Source organism: Streptomyces sp. NPDC091292, assembly GCF_044757265.1.
GTDB lineage: Bacteria > Actinomycetota > Actinomycetes > Streptomycetales > Streptomycetaceae > Streptomyces.
Genome location: NZ_JBIVUQ010000005.1, coordinates 370,948 through 392,893 on the forward strand (window position 1 = coordinate 370,948; position 21,946 = coordinate 392,893).

The 21,946-nt window shown below is 70.2% G+C and carries 23 protein-coding genes and 1 pseudogene; 11 read left to right on the forward strand and 13 right to left on the reverse strand.

Features of this window, described 5'->3' with window-relative positions; genetic code table 11:
- Window positions 1-51: 51 nt before the first annotated feature.
- The 6 genes from ACIQNU_RS18035 to ACIQNU_RS18060 form a co-directional block, all read right to left on the reverse strand.
- A complete protein-coding gene (locus ACIQNU_RS18035) occupies window positions 52-579 on the reverse strand; it encodes a nuclear transport factor 2 family protein (RefSeq protein ID WP_401366978.1) in 528 nt (175 codons plus the stop codon).
- A gap of 205 nt (window positions 580-784) precedes the next feature.
- On the reverse strand, window positions 785-1,879 hold the full coding sequence (locus ACIQNU_RS18040) for a cytochrome P450 (protein WP_401366979.1): 1,095 nt from the start codon (window positions 1,877-1,879) through the stop codon (window positions 785-787).
- 86 nt (window positions 1,880-1,965) lie between these two features.
- The gene (locus ACIQNU_RS18045; protein WP_401366981.1) at window positions 1,966-3,009 is read right to left on the reverse strand and encodes an NAD(P)/FAD-dependent oxidoreductase; all 1,044 of its coding nucleotides are present in this window, start codon (window positions 3,007-3,009) and stop codon (window positions 1,966-1,968) included.
- Window positions 3,010-3,137: 128 nt separating this feature from the next.
- Window positions 3,138-4,043: a hypothetical protein gene (locus ACIQNU_RS18050; protein ID WP_401366983.1), complete on the reverse strand. Its 906-nt coding sequence runs from the start codon at window positions 4,041-4,043 to the stop codon at window positions 3,138-3,140.
- The gene (locus tag ACIQNU_RS18055) at window positions 4,040-4,297 is read right to left on the reverse strand and encodes a hypothetical protein (RefSeq protein ID WP_401366984.1); all 258 of its coding nucleotides are present in this window, start codon (window positions 4,295-4,297) and stop codon (window positions 4,040-4,042) included. The genes ACIQNU_RS18050 and ACIQNU_RS18055 overlap by 4 nt, the downstream gene beginning before the upstream one ends.
- Before the next feature lie 26 nt (window positions 4,298-4,323).
- On the reverse strand, window positions 4,324-5,454 hold the full coding sequence (locus tag ACIQNU_RS18060) for a pyridoxal phosphate-dependent decarboxylase family protein (protein ID WP_401366986.1): 1,131 nt from the start codon (window positions 5,452-5,454) through the stop codon (window positions 4,324-4,326).
- Between the two features lie 369 nt (window positions 5,455-5,823).
- Between ACIQNU_RS18060 and ACIQNU_RS18065 the strand changes: the two genes are divergently transcribed.
- Together ACIQNU_RS18065 and ACIQNU_RS18070 are read left to right on the forward strand one after the other, a co-directional pair.
- Entirely contained in the window at window positions 5,824-7,335 is a 1,512-nt protein-coding gene (locus ACIQNU_RS18065; protein WP_401366988.1) for an FAD-binding oxidoreductase, read from the forward strand.
- Window positions 7,336-7,377: 42 nt separating this feature from the next.
- Window positions 7,378-8,631, forward strand: coding sequence for a cytochrome P450 (locus ACIQNU_RS18070; RefSeq protein WP_401366989.1), 1,254 nt, complete (start codon window positions 7,378-7,380; stop codon window positions 8,629-8,631).
- A gap of 107 nt (window positions 8,632-8,738) precedes the next feature.
- Here ACIQNU_RS18070 and ACIQNU_RS18075 read toward each other — a convergent pair whose 3' ends face one another.
- The 3 genes from ACIQNU_RS18075 to ACIQNU_RS18085 all read right to left on the reverse strand — a co-directional run bounded on the left by ACIQNU_RS18075 (window position 8,739) and on the right by ACIQNU_RS18085 (window position 11,167).
- Entirely contained in the window at window positions 8,739-8,990 is a 252-nt protein-coding gene (locus ACIQNU_RS18075) for a hypothetical protein (protein ID WP_401366991.1), read from the reverse strand.
- 169 nt (window positions 8,991-9,159) lie between these two features.
- Entirely contained in the window at window positions 9,160-10,383 is a 1,224-nt protein-coding gene (locus ACIQNU_RS18080) for a lactonase family protein (protein ID WP_401366992.1), read from the reverse strand.
- Between the two features lie 214 nt (window positions 10,384-10,597).
- Window positions 10,598-11,167, reverse strand: a complete 570-nt coding sequence (locus ACIQNU_RS18085) for a hypothetical protein (protein ID WP_401366993.1) — start codon at window positions 11,165-11,167, stop codon at window positions 10,598-10,600.
- 121 nt (window positions 11,168-11,288) lie between these two features.
- Between ACIQNU_RS18085 and ACIQNU_RS18090 the strand changes: the two genes are divergently transcribed.
- The 4 genes from ACIQNU_RS18090 to ACIQNU_RS18105 all read left to right on the forward strand — a co-directional run bounded on the left by ACIQNU_RS18090 (window position 11,289) and on the right by ACIQNU_RS18105 (window position 13,552).
- Complete coding sequence (locus tag ACIQNU_RS18090) at window positions 11,289-11,864, forward strand: cytochrome P450 (protein WP_401366995.1); 576 nt, start codon at window positions 11,289-11,291, stop codon at window positions 11,862-11,864.
- Window positions 11,864-12,013 carry a hypothetical protein gene (locus tag ACIQNU_RS18095; RefSeq protein ID WP_401366997.1) on the forward strand — a complete coding sequence of 50 codons (150 nt, stop codon included), beginning with the start codon at window positions 11,864-11,866 and terminating at the stop codon, window positions 12,011-12,013. The genes ACIQNU_RS18090 and ACIQNU_RS18095 overlap by 1 nt, the downstream gene beginning before the upstream one ends.
- Before the next feature lie 73 nt (window positions 12,014-12,086).
- Window positions 12,087-12,671, forward strand: coding sequence for a VOC family protein (locus tag ACIQNU_RS18100; RefSeq protein ID WP_401366998.1), 585 nt, complete (start codon window positions 12,087-12,089; stop codon window positions 12,669-12,671).
- A 143-nt stretch (window positions 12,672-12,814) separates the two neighbouring features.
- Window positions 12,815-13,552 carry an aldehyde dehydrogenase family protein gene (locus tag ACIQNU_RS18105; protein ID WP_401367126.1) on the forward strand — a complete coding sequence of 246 codons (738 nt, stop codon included), beginning with the start codon at window positions 12,815-12,817 and terminating at the stop codon, window positions 13,550-13,552.
- Here ACIQNU_RS18105 and ACIQNU_RS18110 read toward each other — a convergent pair.
- Together ACIQNU_RS18110 and ACIQNU_RS18115 are read right to left on the reverse strand one after the other, a co-directional pair.
- Window positions 13,447-14,436, reverse strand: a pseudogene (locus ACIQNU_RS18110) (acyl-CoA dehydrogenase family protein); the annotation flags it as partial. The gene ACIQNU_RS18105 and the pseudogene ACIQNU_RS18110 overlap by 106 nt on opposite strands.
- 187 nt (window positions 14,437-14,623) lie before the next feature.
- A complete protein-coding gene (locus ACIQNU_RS18115; RefSeq protein WP_401367000.1) occupies window positions 14,624-15,334 on the reverse strand; it encodes a FadR/GntR family transcriptional regulator in 711 nt (236 codons plus the stop codon).
- Window positions 15,335-15,555: 221 nt separating this feature from the next.
- Here ACIQNU_RS18115 and ACIQNU_RS18120 point away from each other — a divergent pair, with 221 nt between their 5' ends.
- Entirely contained in the window at window positions 15,556-16,128 is a 573-nt protein-coding gene (locus tag ACIQNU_RS18120; RefSeq protein ID WP_401367001.1) for a TetR/AcrR family transcriptional regulator, read from the forward strand.
- Between the two features lie 10 nt (window positions 16,129-16,138).
- On the opposite strand, the gene ACIQNU_RS18125 is transcribed toward ACIQNU_RS18120, so the two are convergent.
- Entirely contained in the window at window positions 16,139-17,266 is a 1,128-nt protein-coding gene (locus ACIQNU_RS18125) for a CaiB/BaiF CoA transferase family protein (protein ID WP_401367003.1), read from the reverse strand.
- Between the two features lie 76 nt (window positions 17,267-17,342).
- Between ACIQNU_RS18125 and ACIQNU_RS18130 the strand changes: the two genes are divergently transcribed.
- The 4 genes from ACIQNU_RS18130 to ACIQNU_RS18145 are packed head-to-tail and all read left to right on the forward strand — an operon-like array spanning window position 17,343 to window position 20,752.
- Window positions 17,343-18,524: an acyl-CoA dehydrogenase family protein gene (locus ACIQNU_RS18130; RefSeq protein WP_401367004.1), complete on the forward strand. Its 1,182-nt coding sequence runs from the start codon at window positions 17,343-17,345 to the stop codon at window positions 18,522-18,524.
- On the forward strand, window positions 18,524-19,282 hold the full coding sequence (locus ACIQNU_RS18135) for an SDR family NAD(P)-dependent oxidoreductase (protein WP_401367006.1): 759 nt from the start codon (window positions 18,524-18,526) through the stop codon (window positions 19,280-19,282). Before ACIQNU_RS18130 ends, ACIQNU_RS18135 begins: the two co-directional genes overlap by 1 nt.
- Window positions 19,279-20,118 (forward strand): enoyl-CoA hydratase-related protein, encoded by an 840-nt coding sequence (locus tag ACIQNU_RS18140; protein WP_401367008.1) that lies wholly within the window; start codon window positions 19,279-19,281, stop codon window positions 20,116-20,118. Before ACIQNU_RS18135 ends, ACIQNU_RS18140 begins: the two co-directional genes overlap by 4 nt.
- Window positions 20,119-20,173: 55 nt before the next feature.
- Window positions 20,174-20,752 (forward strand): DoxX family protein, encoded by a 579-nt coding sequence (locus ACIQNU_RS18145; protein WP_401367010.1) that lies wholly within the window; start codon window positions 20,174-20,176, stop codon window positions 20,750-20,752.
- 78 nt (window positions 20,753-20,830) lie between these two features.
- Here ACIQNU_RS18145 and ACIQNU_RS18150 read toward each other — a convergent pair whose 3' ends face one another.
- Complete coding sequence (locus ACIQNU_RS18150; protein WP_401367012.1) at window positions 20,831-21,928, reverse strand: acyl-CoA dehydrogenase family protein; 1,098 nt, start codon at window positions 21,926-21,928, stop codon at window positions 20,831-20,833.
- Between the last annotated feature and the right edge of the window lie 18 nt (window positions 21,929-21,946).

Sequence of the window (21,946 nt, forward strand, 5' to 3'; positions counted from 1 at the left end):
CAACCGCCGCAGCAGAGATCTGAGCGTCCCCGCCGCCGACGTCGCATCGCTTCACTTGAACGACATCTTGATGCGGTCCGGGGAGGCCCAGCCCTCGTGGGCCGGCACCATGAACCAGTACTCGGCCTTCACCTTGCTGAAGAGCCACCGGCCGTCGACGCGCCGGTACTCGTCGTCGAACCGGCCGGACACCAGGAAGCTCTCCCCTCGGTATACCGGTTTGGCCTCCAGGAAACTGATGCCGATGGCGCGGTCGGAGTCCGCTTCGTCGAAACGTACGTCGTGCGCGTGGATGAACTGTTTGACGAACGGGGGCTCTGTCGGGGACTCGCTGCCGGTCACCCCGGCGGCAGCCCCGTTGAAGAATGCGGCGATCTCCTCATGGCCGTGGCACACGCCCAGATGTCCGTAGTCCATCACCGCGTCGGCCGTGAACAGCTCTGCCCCGTGCTCCTCCCACGTGTTGGTGTTGACCAGCTCGTGGTAGCGGTAGCGGAGCTTGTGGAGCGCCTCGATGTCCTCAAGCCGTGTGAGCCGGCGCTCGATGTTCGCGAGTCGCGCTGCGTCCAGATCGGTCATGACGACCCTCTCCGTCCTTCGATGGGTTGACCCTGCCTGGCCCCGGCCTGCCCGGCCGCGCCGAGCGGTTCGTCCTTCCCAGTCAAATCCGCGGGGCAGTGAACCTGAAGGACCGATCCCGTCTCCACCGATACCCCTCCGGTATCAATCGACCGGCACGACCGGTACCACCGTCGGGATCCGGTTCAACAGGAAGGGCGGGTGTCTACCAGCACACCGGCAGCTCTCGCAGGCTCCGCATGAGACTGGTGCGCCACTGCGGTGTGCCGTCACCGTCGAAGGCCAGGCCGGGAAAGCGGTCCAGCAGGATGCGCAGGGCGAGGGTCGCCTCCAGGCGGGCCGGCGGGGCGCCCAGGCAGTGGTGCAGGCCGTGCCCGAAGGCGAGGTGGGCGCGGGTGGCGGCCGGATCGCGGTGGATGTCGAAGCGTGCGGGGGCGGAGAAGCGCGCGGGGTCGCGGTTCGCGGCGGCGAGGGAGAGTACGACGCGCGCGCCCGCCGGGATACGGACGCCGCCGAGGTCGACGGGTTCGGCGGGGTAGCGGTACGTACCGGCCGGCGCGGGTGGTTCGAAGCGGAGCGTCTCCTCGACGGCGCCCGTCAGCAGCTCGGGGTCGGCGCGGAGGGCGGCGAGCTGTCCGGGACGGCCGAGCAGCAGGTGGACGGCGTTGGCGATGAGGTTGACGGTGGTCTCGTGCCCTGCGACGAGCAGCAGGAAGGCCATGCCCATCAGTTCCTCCGGGGTGAGCCGGTCGGCGCCGTCCCCGTCGTGGGTGCGGACCAGGGCGTGCAGTACGTCGCTCTCCGCCGCGTCCCGCAGCCGCCGCTTCTCCTCCGCCAGCCCCGCGAGGTACGCGGCCATCTCCCGCGAGGCGAGGGCGGATTGTTCCGCGTAGTCGAGAGCGACGACCTTCGTCGACCACGCCCGGAAAGCGGCCCGGTCCGCCTCCGGCACGCCGAGCAGCTCGCAGATGATGGTGAGCGGCAGCGGGTAGGCGTATGCGGCCACAAGGTCGGCTCGGCCGTCGGCGGCCACGGCGTCCAGGAGCGTACCGGCCGCCTCCTGGATGCGGGGCCGCAGCGCCTGGACACGGCGGGCGGTGAACCCGCGGGCCACCAGCGTCCGCAGGCGCGTGTGATCGGGCGGATCGACCTGGAGCATGTTGCGGCCGACGGAGTACAGCCCGTCGTCCTCGAAGTCGGCGGAGTGCCGCACGTCGTTGCGCAGCCTGGGGTCGGCGAACGCCGCCCGCGGCAGCTGACCGGCTTCTGGCTCGTGGCCGGTTGCGGCCTGGTCGGTCACCAAGTGCGATGAGGTGCGCCATGCCTCCGCCGACCCTCGGCTGGGGAGCGATCTTCTCGTTCGGTGTTGTCTGTCGGGAGGTGGTGTCAGTGGGGGCGCGGGCGGCAGCGGAGTAGTTCGGGGGCGGGTCTGCCGGTCACGAGTTCGTCCGCGATGAGTCGTCCGGCGGTCGGTGCGAGGGTGACGGCGGAGTGCATGACGGCGACGTAGACGGACCGGTCGTGTGTCGGGTATCCGATGACGGGTCCGTGCGCGGGCACGGGACGTCTGGCGGTGTGGTGGCTCACCAGGCGGCACTGGTCGCTTCCGTGGAAGGCCGACTTCAGGCGCTGGAGCACGTCCTGCGCGTCCCGTTCCAGCGGTGCCGGGCCGCCTTCGGGGTGCGGCAGGCCGAGCAGGAGGTCGCCGTCCCTGACTTCCCGGACCTCGAAATCGGGGCTGGCCACGATGGTCCTGACGAGGCCCGGCGGAGCTGTGACCCGCGCCAGGGCGGCCGGGGATGCGGCGATGGCGAGGTCGGCCGACAGCGGCTCGCAGAGTTGGGGGATGTTGGTTCCGGCGGTGAGTACGACGGTTGCGGCGGCGTGGAGTCCGCTCGACGACAGCACTCCCTCGACGCGTCCGTGTCTCATCCGCAGGGAGGTGACGGCGGTGTTGTGGAGGACGGTTGCTCCGTGGGCAACGGCGGCTGCCACGAGTGCGTGGGTCAGTGCCGTGGGGTCGACGCCTGCGTCGCTGGGGATGTGGATGGCCTGGGCGGGTGGGTTCCGGAGGTTGGGTTCCAGGGCTTTGATGTCACTGCGCCCGACGCGGAACTGGCCTGGCCCCGGCCGTGAGCCCTCGGCCGGTGTGTCGGTCCAGGACAGCGACCCGGTCCGGCGGACCGTGACATCGGGCAGTTCGCTCTCCAGGCGCCCGTAGTCCGCCAGAACGTACTCGCGCAGGTCTTGTGCCCCGCCGGGCCACTCGCCTCCCGAGCCGCCGACCCAGGCGAAGGAGCCTCCTGTGACCCCGCAGGCCGGCGCGGGCCCCTGTTCGAGAAGGGTGACGCGGACGCCCCGTCGTGCCAAGTGGTAGGCCACGGAGGAGCCGACGATTCCCGCACCGACAACAACTACATCGGCTGACATAGAGGCCCCTCTTCCACAGGTCGACGACCGTTTCAGGCTGTGGTTGGTTGCAGCCGTAGAGACACAGTCGGGTGGCTGCCGGGCCGGCGCAACGGGATTTTCTGCGAGGCGACTTGTGGTGCGCGCGCCTATTCGTCGGCGTCGGCGTCGGGGCCGGGTTCGGCGTCGAATGCAGGCCCGATGCGGCGCGGCTCGGTGTGACCGGCCAGGTGTGCCTGGAGCAGGGAGACTCCGTCCGGGACGAAGTGCTCGCAGATTCTGATGTGGTTGGCCTGGTTGCGGCGCTTAGCCTCACGTAGACGGGCTGTGGTGCTCCGGATGTCTACGCGGTCGTGCTCCGGTGTGTGGGGGAGATCCTTGACGGTCCGCAGCAGTGTCTGCAGCTGTGCCGTCATGGTGCGGTGCTCGCGGTTGAGCCTTCCGGAGAAGCCTGCCGGCAGGAAAGGTGGCTCCATGGTGGGCCGCACATCGCGCCGGTAGGCGTCGGCGCTGAACGCGGCGGTGTAGGTCATGGTGGCGGTCGCGGCGTCGTAGAGAATGACCAACTCGTCCATCGCGAGGGTGAGTTGCCGGATCCGGCCATGCCGGGCGGCGGCCAGTGCGCCGTCCAGGACCGTGAGCATCCGCCCCAGTTGCAGATGGAAGAGCTGGTGCCCGAGCCGCCAGCGGCGCAGCGCGTACGACTGGTCCTGGTCCGTGTCGCTGCGGGTGGGCGGCTCAGCGGGCGTGGCGGTGTCCGGTGGGTCGGATGTGGGCTGTGCCCAGGCCGCCAAGGCAGCGCGGTTCAGCAGCGCCAGTCCTGCGACGAGCCGGGCGCGCTCCGCCTCGTCTAGGTCGGCTGCCGGCAGATCCTCAAGGACGCTGTCCTGGATCTGCAGGCAACTGCGTGTCCAGGTCAGCAGCCCGGCCTGGGTTCTCGCGATCCGGAAATACTGTTCGTACTCGGCGTCGCTCGCGTGCTGCGGTGCCCGTAGGTCGTCAGGCAGCGACACCTTTTCGACGGGGGCGCCGTCGGGTGTCTGCGGCGCTGTCATCGCAGAACGTCTTGCGGGTCCGCGTCGGCCTGGCTGGAGGAGGGCCCGGGGGCGCCTGCCAGCCGCTCGACTCGCTCGTGGAGCCTTTCCACATACAGTTCGGCCTCCGGCTTCATCAGCGCACTGCGCAGGATGCGCGCCTGACTCAGGTCGGCGTGGATCTGCGGGTGCCGTGCGGTGAAGGCGTGGGCGTCGACACGTGCCACGCTGAGGTAGACAGGGGCTTCCCGCCGCGCCATGCCCTGTTCCAGCACCCTGGCGCTGGAGTTGTCGATCGCGCTCAGCGCCGCAGGGCGCGTACGCGGGAAGTAGGTGACGATGTCGAGGGCCGGTGGCTGGACAGATCTAGGTGCTCGGAGGTGCGGATGAGGTCGGCCCAGTGCAGGGCGGCGCGACGCCCCGCGGCGAGACACGCCCCCAGCCTCTGCGCGGTGAGCGGCAGCAGTTTCTGAGTCAGCCACAGTGCGGCTGCGGCGGCACCTGACCGGGAGCATTCGAGGCTGATCTCGCCCAGGTGTCTGTCGGGTGACGTGAAATACGTGTACGGGGAGTCGTGGTCGTAGAAGCGAGCCACCGAGGGGTCGCTGAACAGCACGGCGCCGCACCCGTAGGGCTGGAGTCCGTGTTTGTGCGGATCGACTACGACCGAGTCGCACCGCGGGATCGCGCGCCAGGGGTCGGGAGGTACGAGCCGGCTCTGCTCGTCCTGGGCGAGGAGGGTGAAGAACCCGCCGTAGGCGGCGTCCACGTGGACGCGGGCGCCGTGGCGGCGAGCGAGGTCGAGGATGTCGTGCACGGGGTCGACCGCGCCCAGGCTGGTGGTGCCGGCGGTTGCGACGACAGTGCCGATCTCACCGGTGGCGAGAAGCGCCGCCAGTGCGTCGAGGTCCATGCACCCGCTCTTGTCGACGGCCACGGTACGGGTGGGTACACCGAGGAGGCGGCACATGCGGGCGTGGGTGTAGTGGGCTTCGGAGCTGAAGGCGATGGCCCGGCCGGGGTGGCACTGCCGGGCGACGAACAGGGCCTCCAGGTTCGCAACGGTTCCGCTGCTGGTCAGATGCCCCAGGAAGGGGTCGAGGCCGAACATGGCCGCGAGTTCGCCCACCGCCTCCTCCTCCAGTGCGGAGGTGGCGGGACCGCCGTCCAGGGCATGGTTGTTGGGGTTGATGAGCATGGCCGCGAGGTAGCCGACGACCGCGACCGGATGTGCGGGCTTGAGCATCTGGCCCGCGTAGTACGGGTGGAAGAAGGGATAGCTTCCCGCCAGGCGCCCGGTGAGTTCACCGAAGGCCTCGTGGAGCGCGGCGTCATCCACGGCCATGGCGGGGTGCGGGTCGAAGGCTTCCCAATCGTCGGCCCACTCCTGGATCTCCTGCACTGCCTGACCGAGCCAGTACGTCAGATCCACGTCGCCGTTCCTTCCACCTCGTTCGGACCCCCGCGTGCGGGGTCGTGGTACCGACCGTGGCCGAGCGCAGCCTCAGGCGGCATCTCCATGCCGTGACGACGAGGCATGTGCCCAGACAGACACGTACCGTCACCATTCGAGCATGGTGTGTTTGTTGCCGCAATCCGGCCATGTCTGAAGGGACATCACCAGACAACGCCAGACATCACCACCACCGACCGCCCCCCGAACCCTCCCAGCGCATTCCGGGCAAGCGACACACGCGGGGCGTGCCTGGCGTGGTCGTGAGAGCCTTCGATATGCGCACTTACCGTGGCGTTGCCACTCATAGGTGGCGTTCGCGGGCATCGCTGACAGTGAGGTGACGAGTTGAGCGCACTCCTTCCCGACGGCCTGGACCAGTCCACCTGGAAGCAGGCACTGCGTGCGCTGGAGGCCGCAGTCGGCTCCGCCGGCCTGACGACCGAGCCCGCCGAACTGCGGGAGTACCGGGACCCTTACGGGGCCCAGGGCGGCGACGAATTCGACGCCTCGGCCGTGGTGCTGCCCGCGACCGTCGAACAGGTCCAGGCAGTGGTACGCGCCGCCAACGAGTTCCACTTCCCGCTGTGGACCTTCGGATGCGGACGCAACTACGCCTACGGAGGCCCCGCGCCCAGAGTCCGCGGTTCCGTTCTCGTCAATCTGCGCAGGATGAACCGGGTCCTGGAGGTCGACAGCGCACTCGCCTACGCGCTTGTCGAGCCGGGCGTGCAGTTCTTCGACCTCCACGACCACCTCCAGGCCGGCGGCCACCGGCTCTGGCCCTCCCTGCCCGATGTCGGCTGGGGCAGCGTCATCGGCAACTCCCTGGAGTACGGACGCGGCTACACCCCCTACGGCGATCACGCCTCCAGCGCTTGCGGTATGGAGGTGGTACTGCCCGACGGTGACGTGCTGCGCACCGGCATGGGCGCGATGACACACAGCCGCTCCTGGCAGCTCTACCCGCACAGCTACGGACCCTCGCTGGACGGACTGTTCAGACAGTCCAACCTCGGCATCGTGACCAAGATGGGCGTCTGGCTGATGCCTGAACCGGAGCACTACCTTTCGGGCTGGGCCAGAATCTCCGACACCGCCGCCATCGCGCCGGTCGTCGATGCGCTGCGTGCCCTGATGCTGGAAGGCATCATCCGCAACTGCCCGATTCTGGGGCGGGGCCTCGGCGTGGGATACGGCAAAGCCGACTGGCAGTCACACAGATCCGACTGGGGCCTGCGCTTCGCCCTCTACGGCCGCCGCGAACTTGTCGAAGCCCAATTCGCGATCGTACGGAAGGCCCTCACCGCGACCCCCGGAGTCAGCGTGGACTTCCGGGCCTTCGCGGGCTGCGACAGACTCAAAGCGGACCAGACGGACGACATGATCCAGAGCGGTGTCCCGAGCCTGGAGGCATTCGACAGGTTCAAACCCTACGGCGAGCACACCGGCCACGTGGACCTCGTACCCGTCGTGCCCTTCACCGGCGAGGAGATCAGCGCCTCGATCCGCCGTATGGACGCACTCTGCGCGCGATACGGCGACGACTGCCATGCCACGGGCATCCTCGTCATGGGTCGAAGCGCCATCCACGCCACCATGCGCTTCTTCGACACCAGCGACCCCGGCGCCACCGCCGACGCGTACGCGGCACACGCGACGATGGCCACCGCACTCGCCAAGGAGGGATATCCCTTCTACCGCGCCAACCTCCGTCACATGGACCTGATCGCCGACCAGTACGACTTCAACTCCCACGTCCAGCGAAGGATCACGGAACGCCTCAAGGACGTGCTGGATCCCGGCGGCATCCTCTCGCCGGGCAAGCAGGGCATCTGGCCTCGCCGGCCAAGGGGCTGACTCCGGCCGAGCACAAACGGAACCACCGTCAGGAGAACTCGCATGAGCCTGTCACCGGCGGCCCACGCAGAGGGCAGCGCCGACCGCATCGTCATCGATCCGCTGGTCAGGGACTGCGAGGCCGAGAACGCCCGGCTGCGAGCGGCCGGCCCGCTCGCCGCGGTGCAGTTGCCCGGAGGCGTGCCGGCCTGGGCGGTGACCCGCCATGCCGAGGCGGTACAACTCCTCACCGATCCCCGGCTTGTGAAGGACATCGGGGTGTGGGATCTCTGGCGCCGCGGCGGCGTGCCGCCCGGGTGGCCGCTGGTCGGACTGGCCAACCACGGCCGCTCCATGTTCGGTGTGGACGGTGCCGAGCACCGCCGTCTGCGCAGCCCGATCGCGCGGGGCCTCAACACCCGCACGGTGGAAGCCATGCGTGACCGCATCGCGCAGTTGACCGGTGAGCTGCTGGACGCGTTTCCGCTGGACGGCAGCGTGATCGATCTGAAGGCGGCCTTCGCCTATCCGCTGCCGATGACGGTCGTCAGTGAACTGATGGGCGTCCCGCCAGGGCACCGGCCCGCACTGCAAGCCATGTTCGACGCGTTTCTCTCGACTCAGACACCCGCCGACCAGGTGACGGCCAATCAGACCGCGCTGACCGGGGTGATGCGCGCCCTGATGGAGGATCACCGGGCCTGTCCGGCACAGGACCTGACCAGCGCACTCATCGACGACGGTGCGGGAGGCCCCGGGTTCACCGAGGAGGAGATCGTCAGCACCCTGCAGCTGATGATCGGTTCCGGGTACGAGACCACGGTCTGTCTGATTCTCAACGCCGTCCTCCATCTCTCCCTCCACCCCGAGCAACTCTCCCTGGTCCGCGCAGGCCGAGCGGGCTGGGACGCGGTGGTGGAAGAGACGATGCGCTACAGCGCGCCGAACTCCAACTTCCTCATCCGCTTCGCCACCGAGGACATCCCCGTGGGCGGTGCGGTGCTGCCACGGGGGGAGGCCCTTGTCGTCTGCTACGGCGCGATCGGGCGCGACGAGCATCGGCACGGCCCAACGGCCGGGACCTTCGATGTCACCCGCGCCCCCAGCCGCCACATCTCCTTCGGCCACGGACCTCATGTGTGTGTCGGCGCGGCACTGGCACGCCTGGAGGGACAGGTGGCCCTCGCCGCGCTGTACGACAGATTCCCCGACCTGACCCTGGCGATTCCGGCAGCGGACCTGCGAAACAAGGCGTCGGTGACACAGAACGAACTGCTCGAACTCCCCGTACGGCTGGGGCCCGTCGGACGGCCCTGACGCCTCCGGGTCAACTCGGCCACGTGCGAGGGGGCGGCCGACATGATGTCGACCGCCCCGCACGCCGAAGGCCCGGCACCCCACACCAGCGGTGCCGGGCCGCCGTCTCAGTGCCAGCCGAAGATGCCCAGGAACGTCAGGTGGTCCCACTCGCGCTCGGTCTCGCCGTGCGAGGCGTAGACGGGGCCGACGCCGTCGATGACACCGGCGAACTGCGAGAAGCTGGCCCGCTCGGCCGCGTGCGCACCAGTGCCGCGAACAAGCCCACTACCACCGTCGTTGGCCAGGGCGGCGCCGGCGCCACCGAGCAGGACACCGGCGGTGAGGACCGACGCGGTCAGGGCAGAACGCATACGCATGACTACTCCTATGGAACTCCGGAAGACGCGCCGGAACCGGTCGCGCCAGGCCGTTCAACGCCACAGAACGATCACGGGTAACGGCAGCTCACTCCAATGCCCCGGGGAAAGCCTGTCGTCTACGCGGGAACCCGTCCCTCCTGAGGTTCGACCGGCCCGATTTCCGTGGTCAGTTCGGCGTGCGGAAGGCGATCACGCCGGGGGCGGGTACGGACGTGGTGTTGCCGGTGGGCTCCAGTGCGCCGCTTCGGGGGTCGACGGCGAACTGCACCACGCTGTTCCCCTGGGTGCTGTTGACGTAGAGCCACCGGCCCGTCGGGTCGACGGCGAAGTTGGTCGGACCGTTCACACCCTCCGTGGCGAAGCCGAGGGAGGAGAGCCTTCCGGCAGAGCCGTTGATCCGGTACGCCGCGATCGTCCGCGAACCACGGTTGGAGCCGTACAGGAAGTGCCCGGACGGATGTACGGCGATCTCGGCGCCGCTCTGCCCTCCGGTGTGGTCGGCGGGCGCGGTGGGGACCGTCTGGAGCGCACGGCCCACGCTTCCGGTCGCCGGGTCGTAGGCGAAGGCCATGATGTTCCCGTCGAGTTCGCCGATCGCGTAGAGCGTCCTGGCGTCCGCCGAGAAGGCGATGTGCCGAGGGCCCATGCCGGGCGGCACCGACACCTCGCTGACCCGCTGGAGCCCACCGCCCACGAGTCGGAAGATCTCCACCTTGTCGATGCCGAGATCGGCCGTTCCCAGGAACCGGCCCGACGGGTCGAAGGTGACGGCGTGGGGATGCGACGAGTCCTGGCGCGGGTGCGGTCCGCTGCCCGTGTTGCGCAGAGAGCCGCTGACCGGACCGAGCCGTCCGTCCCTCCCGATGGGCAGGACGACGTACTCGCCGTAGTAGTAGTTGGCCACCACGACATGCCGTCCGTCGGGTGCGACCGTCAGATGGGCGGGGCCGCTGTCGCCCAGGGACACCCGGTTCAGGAGAGTCAGTGTGCCGTCGCGCGGGTCGATCGCGTAGGCGACGACATCGCCCACTCGCGGTGTGTCCGTGCCCGAGAGCGAATGGCAGGCGTAGAGAAAGCGGCGGGACGGATCGATCTCGATCCAGGCCGGACCGGAACCGGGAATCTGCTGGAGGGGCGTCAGCGAACCCGTCGCCGGATCGAGCCGGAAGACATAGATCGAGACGGCGTCCGGGTTGCTGTCCGGGTTCGCGGAACGGTTGGCGAAGGAGGTGACGTACACATACGTCGGCCTGCCGCCGGTGGACCGCTCGCCCGCCAGGGCGGGCTGCGCGGCCACACCCGGCACCGCCGAAACGGCCACGCCGGCGGCGCCGACGGCCAGTATCTTCCGTCGGCCGATGCCTCGGGCCGCCGAACCTGCGCCATTCACGTGGATGCTCTCCTCTGGTCTGGCTGTGGGGGTGGGGGTGGGGGTGGGGTGAGAACCGGCGAGGGCGCCCGACCGCTGATGTGACCAGTGTCGGGTGTGGGTTGCCGGTGCCGCCATGTGCACGGGGCGTGCGCCGGTGTCCGTGGTTTGTGCCGGGGACCAGCGCGGCCGACGCGGCTGCTGCCGTCAAAAGGTTGACCCTCCCACACTCTGCTTATATAACTATGACATATATGAAGCGGAGGAGTTTGCGGTGTCTTCGACAACATCTGCCGTCCCCCTCTCCGAGGCCGGACTGCCAGAGCTGGATCTCCGGTCCGACCGGTACGCCGACGACCCGAAGGGGGTGCTCGCCGAGACATTGGCGCGCGGCCCGCTCGCGGTGAGCAAGCGCGGCGTCGAGGTGCTCTCCTACGACCTGATCTCGCAGGCGTTTCTCGCCGCACACCTCGACACCGCGGGGCCCGAGCACTACACGAGACTCGGAGCCGGGCCCCACCTGCTGCGCTGGGTCGACAACGGCCTGCTGTCCACGATGGAGCGGGCGCGGCACGACCCGATCCGCCGACTGATGCTCGCGGCGCTCAGCTTCCGCAAGGTCGGCGCACAGCGCGCCCTCGTCGCCGACACCGCCCGGCGGATGGTCGAGCCATGGCTCGAACGGGGCACGGTCGACCTGGTCGGCGAGTTCACCGAGTACTACCCGATCACTGTGCTCTCGGAGATGATCGGCTTCCCCCGCGAGGACATCCCCGCGTTCGCCGCGGCGGCCCACGAACTGCATCTGCTCGCCGCGGTGCCGCTGGCACCCGGCCTTCCACGCGTCGAGCAGGCACTCGCCGAACTGGAGACATACGTCCGCGATCTGCTGAAGGCGCGCCGCACGACCCCCCCGCGACGACTTCGTGAGCGCGCTGCTCGCCGCGCAACGGGACCAGCACAAGCTCACCGAGGACGAACTCGTCGGCAATCTCGTCAACCTGATCTTCGCCGGCATGGGCACGACGACCCGGCAACTGGCCTCCGCCGTCGCCGACATCGTGACGGCGGGGGAGTGGGAACGCCTGGCCGCCGAACCCGAGCTGATCGGACCGGCCATCAACGAGTCACTGCGCTTCTCTCCGGTGACACAGCTCGTCGTACGGATCGCGCAGGAGGACTTCGACTTCGGTGGAGTCCGTTTTCCTAAGGGCACGCGGTTCCTGCTGAACCTGCTCGCCGCCAGTCGCGATCCCCAGAAGTTCCCGGACCCGGACACCTTCGACATCTCACGGGTCACCGATGACTCCCGTCTGCCGTTCGGCTGGGGCGTGCACCGCTGCCTCGGCCAGCCGCTGGCCCGGCTGCTCATGGAGGAAGGGCTGCGCCTGACGCTGGCGCGGCTCACCGAGGTGGGCATCGTCGAACGCGACCGCGGCCCTCATCCGGCCGAGATGCTGGGCGGTCCCGGCCGGCTCGTCCTCACCTTCGGGCGGCGCTGATGCCGAAGGTCGTCTACCGGCACGCCGACGGGACCGAGACCACGATCGACGCCGACGCGGGCCAGTCGGTGATGCGGGCCGCCGTACAGCACGGTGTGCCCGGAATCGTCGGTGAGTGCGGTGGCGAGACACCTGCGGCGCAGAACTGACGCCACCCGCCGTACCGACAGAGGCGACGGAGGCGACGGTGACCAGGGAGAAGAACATGCGGACAGTGAGGACATGACGACACCACAGGGAGCACCGATGCCCGGCGCCGCGCGAGTCTTCTCGCATCTCGCCCTGGTGGTCACGGACATGGACACGATGGCGGACTTCTACGTCGACGCCTTCGGCTTCGTACGCGGCACACCGTGGCAGGCCGCCGGCCGCCGCCTCGCGGGGCTGATGGACGTCGAACCCGATGGACTCGACAGCGTCTTCCTCGCCCTCGGCGACTTCCGGCTCGAACTCCTCGCCTACCGGTCACCGCACCCCCCTGGCGAGCGGCCCCGCCCGGCATCGAAGCCGGGGTTCGCCCATATCAGCCTGGTCGTGGACGACTTCGCGGGCACGCTCGCCGCGGTGGAGGCCGCGGGCGGCAGGCCGTACCGCCGGATGGGGCACACCTATGTGGGGCCGGGAGATGTGGGGCCGGGAGAGACGGCCATCGCCTTCGTGCTCGACCCGGACGGCAACCGCGTCGAGATCATCTGGCACCCCTCGGCCCAGGAGGCCGCCGCGCACACGGCCTTCCTCGGCCTGACCCACCTCGGATGGCCCGCGCGCGACCAGGTGCGGATCGGAGAGGCCCCCACGACCCCGTAAGCGGCGCCCCGGTCCTTGGTGCTCCCTCCCCGAGCGCCCGCCGCAACCTGCCAGCCCGCCACGCGCTAACACAACGATGTTGCGGTATCTGTGGGTCGATGTTTAACTAGGTTATGCAGGTGAACCGGGAGCGAGGGGAGATCATGAGCGAGCACATCCACCCGTCGGGCCACTACCAGTACAAAGAGCTGCTGATCGGGGGACGATGGGCCGAGCCCGGCTCCGAGCGCGTCTTCGAGGTCCGCTCTCCCCATGACGGCCGTCTCGCCGGACGCACTCCCGAAGCCGTCGAGCTGGATGTGGACCGGGCCGTGGCCGCCGCGCGGCGGGCCTTCGACCTGGGGCCCTGGCCCCGGATGAGCCCGTCCGAGCGGTCCGGGGTGATCGCCCGCTTCTCGGCCCTCCACCGGGCCGAGGCCGAGGAACTGGCCGCGCTGACGACCGCGGAGAACGGTTCGGCGATCTGGTTCACGCGCATGTTGCAGAACATCGTCGGCGACCGCACCGACGACTTTCTGCGACTGGCCGCCGACCACCCCTGGGAAGAAGAACTCGTGGACGCCTCCGGGCTCCGTACGCTCGTGCGGCGCGAGCCGGTGGGCGTCGTGGCGGCGGTCATCCTCTGGAACGCCCCGCAGCAATCGGCGCTGGTCAAACTGATCCCCGCACTGCTGGCGGGCAACGCCGTCATCCTCAAGCCGTCGCCCGAGACCGCCCTGGACGGCGTACGACTGGGCGAGTTGAGGGCGAGGCTCTCGTCCTCGAACAGGTCGAGCGCCAGTTCGGCCACGACCCGCTCGGAGCGGACGATCGCCACCCGGGCGAGGCTCACCACGAGGTCCTCCGGACGGTTCTTGATCCGGGTGTCGATGGCCCGGTAGACGAGCAGACGCGCGGCCTCGCAGGCGGCCTTCGCCTCCGCGAACCGGGTCCGCACCCCGTCCCGCTCCATCCAGTCCCGGGACTCGGCCAGCGCGGCCAGCCGCTCGGTGATCAGCGCGGCGCGGGCATAGCGCGGGCCGCCGATCCGCTCGTGCGACAGCGCCTCGCGCACCACCCGCCAGCCGTCGTTCTCCGGGCCGAGCCGGGCGCCGACGGGCACCCGCACATCGGTGAAGGTCATCCGGTTGAACTCATGGATGTCCAGCACGCTCGGTATGGGTTCGATGGTGAATCCCGGGGTGTCGGTGGGGACCAGGAACACCGAGATCCCGCGGTTCCCCTTCGACTCGGGGTCGGTGCGGGCCAGCAGGAAGCAGAACTCCGCGGCACCCGCGTACGAGGTCCACAGCTTCTCCCCGTTGATGACGTACTCGTCCCCGTCCCGCACCGCGCGGGTCTCCATGTTGGCGAGGTCGGTTCCGGCCTCCGCCTCGGAGAAGCCCTGGCACCAGAACACATCGCCCCGGCTGATCCGGTTGAGGTGGTACTCCCGCTGCTGTTCGGTGCCCGCGTTGATGATCGCCGGGCCGATCCAGTTGACGTTCATGTACTGCGAGCCGCGCGGCTCGCCGGCGCTCCACAGCTCCTCGCCGAGAATGATGAACTGCCATCCCGACGCGTCCCGGCCGCCGTACTCGGCGGGCCAGTGGGGCGTCAGCAGTCCTCGCTCGCCCAGTGTGCGGCAGAAGTTCAGCACGAAGTCCGATGCCATCTCCTCGCCGGGGATCAGGCCGGACCAGCGGTCGGGCAGCTCCGCCGAGATCAGCGCACGCAACTCGTCCCGGAACTTCTGGTCGTCGTCAGACCATCCGAACTCCAACACGCCCTCCCAATGTCCGACGCTACGGGCTGCTCATAATAAGCATAGTAAACTATGTTGTCAAAGTGCTCCTCTCTACCCTTCCGTCGGCGCGGGAAGGGCTGACGCACCGGCCACGGGACAGACGAAGGGGGCCGCCATGCCTGGCGGCCCCCTTCGGTTGCTGGTGTCGGCCCAGCTCACTCCATGCTCACTCCATCAGTTCGATGATGGACAGTTCGTCCGTGCTGGACAGCAGCTTCTTGCCGACCTCGGCCATGTGCGCGGCCCAGAACTGCTCGGCCTCCGCACCGGACCGCTTCTCCATCAGGCCGACCAGCTTCTTGTGTGCCCGGTAGGCGCTGTCCCGCTGCCGGTCCCCGTCGGCCCACCGCAACAGCGCCGCCTGTGCGTGCCGTTTCGAGATGTGCTCAAGGGTCTCGGCGAGCACGGTCATGGTGATGTTGCCGGAGAGGGTGACCAGGGTGGTGTGGAAGCGCCAGGCGACCTCGGGGAACCGGTCGGCGTCGCCGCGGACCTCGTGCTCCTCCTCCAGCAGGGCGCGCAGCCGGGCGAGGTCCTCGTCGGTCGCCGTCTCGGTGGCCATCCGTACCGCCACCGGCTCGAAGACCATGCGGAACGCGTAGATGTCGGCGAGCGTTCCCTCGCGCAGCTGCAACAGCATGCTGAAGCTGCGGGCCGTCACCGAGGTGTCCGGGTGGCTGACGACCGGACCGCGGTGCGACCCGCGCCGCACCGTGATGAGCTGCTCGGCCTCCAGGAGCCGCAGCGCCTCGCGCAGGGTCGGCCGCGAGACGTCGTACTCCTCGACCAGTGAGGACTCGGACGACAGCGAGTCGCCCGGCTGCAATGCTCCACTGAGGATCTTCTGCCGCAGTTCGGAGGCGACGACCTCGGCCATCTTCGGCAGGCGCCGACGCGCTACGGGAGTTCGCTGATCGTTTCGCTGACTGTCCGGCACGTGCTGCCCCATCTCCGGCGATATTGTCCTGCGAGCCCTCCGTGACGGGCCCGTTCCAGTATAGCCAGCGGAATCCAGCTAAGCTAACTATGACATACGGCCCCTGGCCGCCTTGAAACCGGCCACACCCCGCCAAGGGGGGAGCGGCTAGGCTGGGGATCATGCCGTCCCCACGCCGTACCGCGCGCCAGAGAGATCTGCTCGAACGGCTGGTGGCGTTGCTGGCGGCGGAGGGTTTCGCGTCCTTCACCCTCGACGAGCTGACCGAGCGGCTGCGCTGCTCGAAGACCACGTTGTATCAGCTGGCCGGCAGCAAGCAGGAATTGGTCCGCGAGGCGGTCAAGCACTACTTCCGGGAAGCGACCCGGGCCATCGAGCAGCAGGTCGCGGACGCCTCGGCGCCCTCCGACCGCGTGGTGGTCTATCTGAACGCGGTCGCCGAGCAGCTCAAGCCGCTGTCCCGGCGGTTCCTCGACGACATGGCCCAGTTCGAGCCCGCTCGCGAGGTCTACGAGGCCAATACCCGCATCGCCGCCGGCCGGATCAGGCAGCTGGTCACCGAGGGCGTGGCCGCCGGTGCCTTCCGCGATGTGCACGCCGCGTTCGTCGGCGAGGTCGTCGCCGCCACGATGCAGGAGATCCAGCGCGGCGAGATCGCCACCCGCACCGGTCTGACCGACTCGGAGGCGTACGCCGAGCTGGCGTCGCTCATCGTCCACGCCCTCTCGCCCTGAGCGCGCCGGGTCAGGGCCGGACGCCCCAGCTCCTGAGCACCGCCTCGGTGTCCGGCTCCCGCTCCGCTCGCGGCGGTGCGGGTTCGCGGCCCGGTGTCCGGGAGAACCGCGGCGCGGTTGCCGCCTGGAGCACACCGCCCGCCTCGACCAGGGTGCGACGGGCCACGAGGTGCGGGTGCGTGGCGGCCTCGGCGAAGGTGAGGACGGGGGTCACGCAGGCGTCCGTCCCGGCGAAGTGCTCGGCCCAGGCGTCACGCGTGCGGGTGGCGAACCGTTCGGCGATCCGGGCCCGCAGCTCGGGCCAGCCGGTGCGGTCGTCCTGGGCCGGGAGTCCGGCCGGGTCGATACCGAGGCCGGCGAGCAGGGCGGCGAAGAAGTGCGGTTCGAGCGCGCCTACGGCGACGAATCCGCCACAGGCGCAGGCGTACGTGTCGTAGTAGGGGGCGGCCCCGTCGAACAGGTTGGACCCGCGTTCGTCCGACCACCGGCCCATGCCGCGCAGGGCGAACGTCATCTGGGCCAGCAGGGCCGCCCCGTCGACCATGGCGGCGTCGACGACCTGCCCGGCGCCGGACCGTGACCGTTCGAAGAGGGCCGCGAGGACCCCGACGACCAGCAGCATGGAGCCGCCGCCGAAGTCGCCGACCAGGTTGAGCGGCGGGGGCGGCGGACCGTCCGGGCGGCCCATGGCGTGGAGTACGCCGGTGAGGCCGATGTAGTTGAGGTCGTGGCCGGGCGCCTGGGCCAGCGGGCCGTCCTGGCCCCAGCCGGTGATCCTGGCGTAGACGAGCCCCGGATTGCGGACGGAGCAGTCGGCGGGGCCGACCCCGAGCCGTTCGGCGACCCCCGGCCGCAGCCCCTCGACGACGATGTCGGCGCGCTCGGCCAGCGCCAGCACCCGGGCACGGTCCTCCGGCCGCTTGAGGTCCGCGAAGACCGAGCGGCGTCCGCGCAGCACGATGTCGGTGGCCCCGTCCGGACCAAGGCGCAGCGCCTTCCCGGCGGGCCGTTCGACCCGTACGACATCGGCGCCCAGGTCGGCGAGGAGCATGGCCGCGTGGGGAGCAGGCCCGAGTCCCGCCAGCTCAAGAACGCGCAGGCCGGCAAGAGGACCCACGGATCCATCTCTGGGAAGCATGGCATTACCGTACCTCAGACGATACTGTTGTATCGCTTGGCGTATCAATATTCCCAGTGATGACCGGGGGAATCCCATGCCCGCTACCCGTACGCTCCCTTCACCGGAAGCCGTCGACCTGATCGAGCTGACCCGTGAGCTGGCCGGGAAGGAGCTGGCCCCACGGGTCGCGGAGGCGGAGGCCGAGGAGCAGTTCCCCCGCGAGGTCTTCCGCACCCTCGGCCGCGCCGGACTGCTGAGCCTGCCCTACCCGGAGGAGTACGGCGGCGGCGGGCAGCCCTACGAGATCTATCTCCAGGTCCTCGAAGAGATCGCGGCGGTGTGGTCCAGCGTCGCCGTCGGAGTCTCCGTGCACGCGCTGTCCTGCTACGCGCTCGCCGCATTCGGCACCGAGGAGCAGAAGAAGGAGTGGCTCCCGGACCTGCTCGGCGGCGAACTGCTCGGCGCCTACTGCCTGTCCGAGGCCCACGCCGGTTCCGACCCCGGGGCGATGCGCACCCGGGCCGTCCGGGACGGCGACGGCTATGTGCTGAACGGCGCCAAGGCATGGATCACCCACGGCGGGCACGCCGACTTCTACACGATCATGGCGCGCACCTCCGACGACCGCTCGCACGGCGTCTCGTGCTTCCTCGTCCCGGCCGACACCCCCGGGCTGATCGCCGACCCGCCCGAGCGGAAGATGGGGCTGACCGGCTCCGCCACCGCCACCGTGCGGCTGGAGAACGTCCGCGTCCCGGCCCGCCGCCGTATCGGCGAGGAGGGTCAAGGGCTCGCCATCGCGTTCGCCGGACTGGACCGCGGACGGCTCGGGATCGCGGCCGTGGGGGTCGGGCTGGCCCAGGGGGCCCTGGACCACGCCGTGCGCTACGCGCGAGAGAGGGAGACCTTCGGCCGGCCCATCATCGACCACCAGGGCCTGGCCTTCGTCCTCGCGGACATGGCCGCCGCGGTCCAGTCCGCACGGGCCACCACCCTGGCCGCCGCGCGCCTCGGGGACCAGGGGCTCCCCTTCGGGAGCGAGGCCGCCATCGCCAAGCTGGTGGCCACCGACAACGCCATGAAGGTGACCACCGACGCCGTCCAGGTGCTCGGCGGCTACGGCTACACCCGTGACTTCCCGGTCGAGCGCTACATGCGCGAGGCCAAGGTGATGCAGATCTTCGAAGGCACCAACCAGATCCAGCGCCTGATCATCAGCCGTGCGCTGAAGAACCACGACCGAGGCCACCTCAGGGTGCGGAAGCAGGAGCACTGATGCGAATCGAGAACACCGCGGCGATCGTGACCGGCGGTGCGTCCGGGCTCGGGGCGGCGACCGCGGCGGCCCTCGCCGAGCAGGGGGCGCGGGTCTTCGTCCTCGACCTCGCGGCCGGTATCGAGAACGCCGCCGCGATCGAGGGCGTCACCTACCTCGCCACCGACATCACCGACGGCGCCGCCGTCGAGGAAGCAGTCGTCACGGCCTCCTCCAGCGGTGTCCCGCTGCGTACGGTCGTCAACTGCGCCGGCATCGGCCCCTCCATGCGGATCCTCGGCAAGAAGGGCGTGCACGACCTGGGCCTGTACGCCAAGGTGGTGCAGGTCAACCTGATCGGCACCTTCAACGTCCTCGCGCTCGCCAGTGAGGCCATCGCGCAGACCGAGGCGGACGAGCACGGCCAGCGCGGGGTGATCGTCAACACCGCGTCGGTGGCGGCGTACGAGGGCCAGATCGGCCAGGCGGCCTACGCCTCCTCCAAGGGCGGGATCGTCGGCCTGACCCTGCCCGCCGCGCGTGACCTCGCCCAGTACGGCATCCGGGTGTGCACCATCGCCCCCGGCATCGTCGAGACACCGATGCTCGCCACCATCTCCGAGGAGTTCCGCGCCTCCCTCGCCGCCGGTGTCCCCTTCCCGCAACGCCTCGGCCGCCCCGACGAGTACGCGCAACTGGCGCTGGCGATCATCGAGCACGACTACCTCAACGGCGAGACCATCCGCATGGACGGAGCCCTGCGAATGGCACCGCGTTGACCACGAGCGAGGTGAGCGGGGTGGGCGACGCGAGCGAGGTGGGCGGCGGGAGTACGGACGTGGTCCTGGTCCGTCACGAACGCGCCGTCGCCGTCATCACGCTCAACCGGCCGCACGCACTCAACGCCATGACCCGGCCCATGGCGACCGCCTACGCCGAGGCCCTGCGGGCGGCCGACGCCGACCCCGCCGTACGCGCCATCGTGGTCACCGGGGCAGGGCGCGGCTTCTGCGCGGGCGCCGATCTGGGCGTACTGAAACAGGGCCCGCAGGCCATCCGCGCCTTCGTGCCGCCCCCCGACGACCTGCCCGACCTCGCGCTGCGGCTGCGCAAGCCGGTGATCGCGGCGGTCAACGGCCCGGTCGCCGGGATCGGATGCGCCTACCTCCTCGGCAGCGACATCCGCTACGCCGCCAGGACCGCCACCATCAGCACCAGCTTCGCCCGGCTCGGCCTGGTCGCCGAGTACGGCATCTCCTGGCTGCTGCCCCGCGTGATCGGCACCCCGCACGCCCTCGATCTGCTGCTGTCGGGCCGCACCATCGACGCCGCGGAAGCCGCGAGCATCGGCCTGGTGCACCACGTCACCGAGCCCGGTGACGTCCTCGCACGCGCCGTCGAGCACGCCGCCGACCTGGCCGCCACCGGGGCGCCTTCCTCGCACGCCGCCATCAAGGCCCAGATCTACGCCGACCTCGAACGGCCCCGCTCCGAGGCGCTGGCACACACCTTGAAGCTGATGGACGGCTCCTTCGACGGCCCCGATCTGGCCGAGGCACTGGCCGCCCGTACCGCGAAACGGCCCCCCGCCTTCGCGCCGCTGCCACCGCCATGACCGCGACACCCAGCCCCTCCCCAGCCGGCCCGCCCACCATTCCCAGGGACACACCATGCGCTCACCACGTCACCCCGCAACCGCCCCCGTGGGCGCCCCCGGCCACGAGGTCGCGGCGCTGATGCTGCGCGCGACGCTGGGACCCATGCTGATCGCCCACGGCTGGAACAAGGTCCGCGGGCCGGGGGGCCTGGACGGCACCACCGGCTGGTTCGAGAGCCTCGGCCTGAAACCGGCCGCGGCCCACGCGCGCATGGCCGCGGCGACCGAACTGGCCGCCGGTGCCGCGCTGACCCTCGGCGTGGCCGCCCCCCTCCCCTCGGCGGCGGCCGTCGTGCTGATGGCGGTCGCGGCGCGCACCGACCACCGCGGCAAGGGCTTCTTCGTCTTCAAGGGCGGCTGGGAGTACACCGGCGTCGTGGCAGGCGCGGCCGTCGGGCTGGCCGCCCTCGGGCACGGCAGGTACTCGGTCGACGGTCTGCTGCGCCGCCGTCCGGGCCCGGCGCACGCGCTGGCCGCGGCCGGACTGGGCACGGCGGCAGCGGCGGCGCTCCTGGCCCTCTGCTACCGCCCGGCGGACAAGCCGCAGGACGACACGCCGGACGACACCTCCGGCGCAGGGAAAACCACCTGATCACACCGCTTCCACGACGACTGGGCCTGCCCGACCACCGGTCGGACAGGCCCAGTCGACAGGAAGGGGGACGGGGCGTCAGCCCTCGCCCGGGATCAGCAGGGTGGCGAGCCGGTCCTCGTGCCAGGCCGGGCCGCCGAGCAGCAGCTCGTTGACCTTGGCCCGCCGCAGATACAGATGCAGGTCGTGCTCCCAGCTGAAGCCGATGCCGCCGTGCAGTTGGAGGGCGTACGTGGCGACGAAGCCCGTACCCCGCCCCACGACCGACTTGGCGACGCTCACCGCCATGGGCACACCGTCGCCGGCGTCCACGGCCTCGGCCGCCGCCCGGGTGGCCACCCGGCCCGCCTCGACCTCGATGAGCATGTCGGCGATGCGGTGCTTGAGCGCCTGGAAGCTGCCGATCGGCACACCGAACTGGGTGCGCTGACCCGCGTAGGTCACGGTCATCTCCAGCAGCCGCGCCGCGATGCCGTTGCTCTCCGCGCATTGCAGGACCGTGCCCAGACACAGCAGGTCGTCCGCCGCGGACCCCCCGGCGGGGAGCGCGAGGCCGTCCGGGATCTCGGCACCGTCGAGGACGATCCGCCCGTATCGGCGGGTGATGTCCATGGTGTGCATGGGCCGGACCGACACCGCGTCGAGGCGCAGCGGCACCACCACCAGACGGCTTCCGCTTTCGCCCTCGGCCCGCAGCACGGCATGGGTCGCCGCCGCCGCGTCCGGCACGTAGTCGCGGTGTCCGGTGAGCCGGAGCGTCCCGTCCCGCTCCCGTACGGTCACCCCGTCCTGGCCGCCGGGCTCACCGACCGCCCACGTCACCACGGCGTCACCGGTCCCGATGTCCGCCAGCAGCCGGCGGATCGGCTCACTCCGGCCGTGTGCGGCCAGCACCCGGCCCACCGCCAGGGTCTGCACCAGCAGACTGGGCTGGACGACCCGCCCGAACTCCTCGGCCACCACCGCCAGATCGCAGGCGGAGCCGCCGAGCCCGCCGTACTCCTCCGGCAGGGCGAGGGCGGTCCAGCCCAGGTCCGCCGTCAGCTTCCACAGGTCGCCGTCGTGGCCGGTGCCGGAACCGGCGATCCGTCGGACGCGTTCGGACGTACTGTGCGCCGTGAGCAGATCGCGGCACACCTCGCGCAACGAGAGCTGGTCGTCAGTCGGCAATCGCACGCTGTGCTCCTCGTCTGT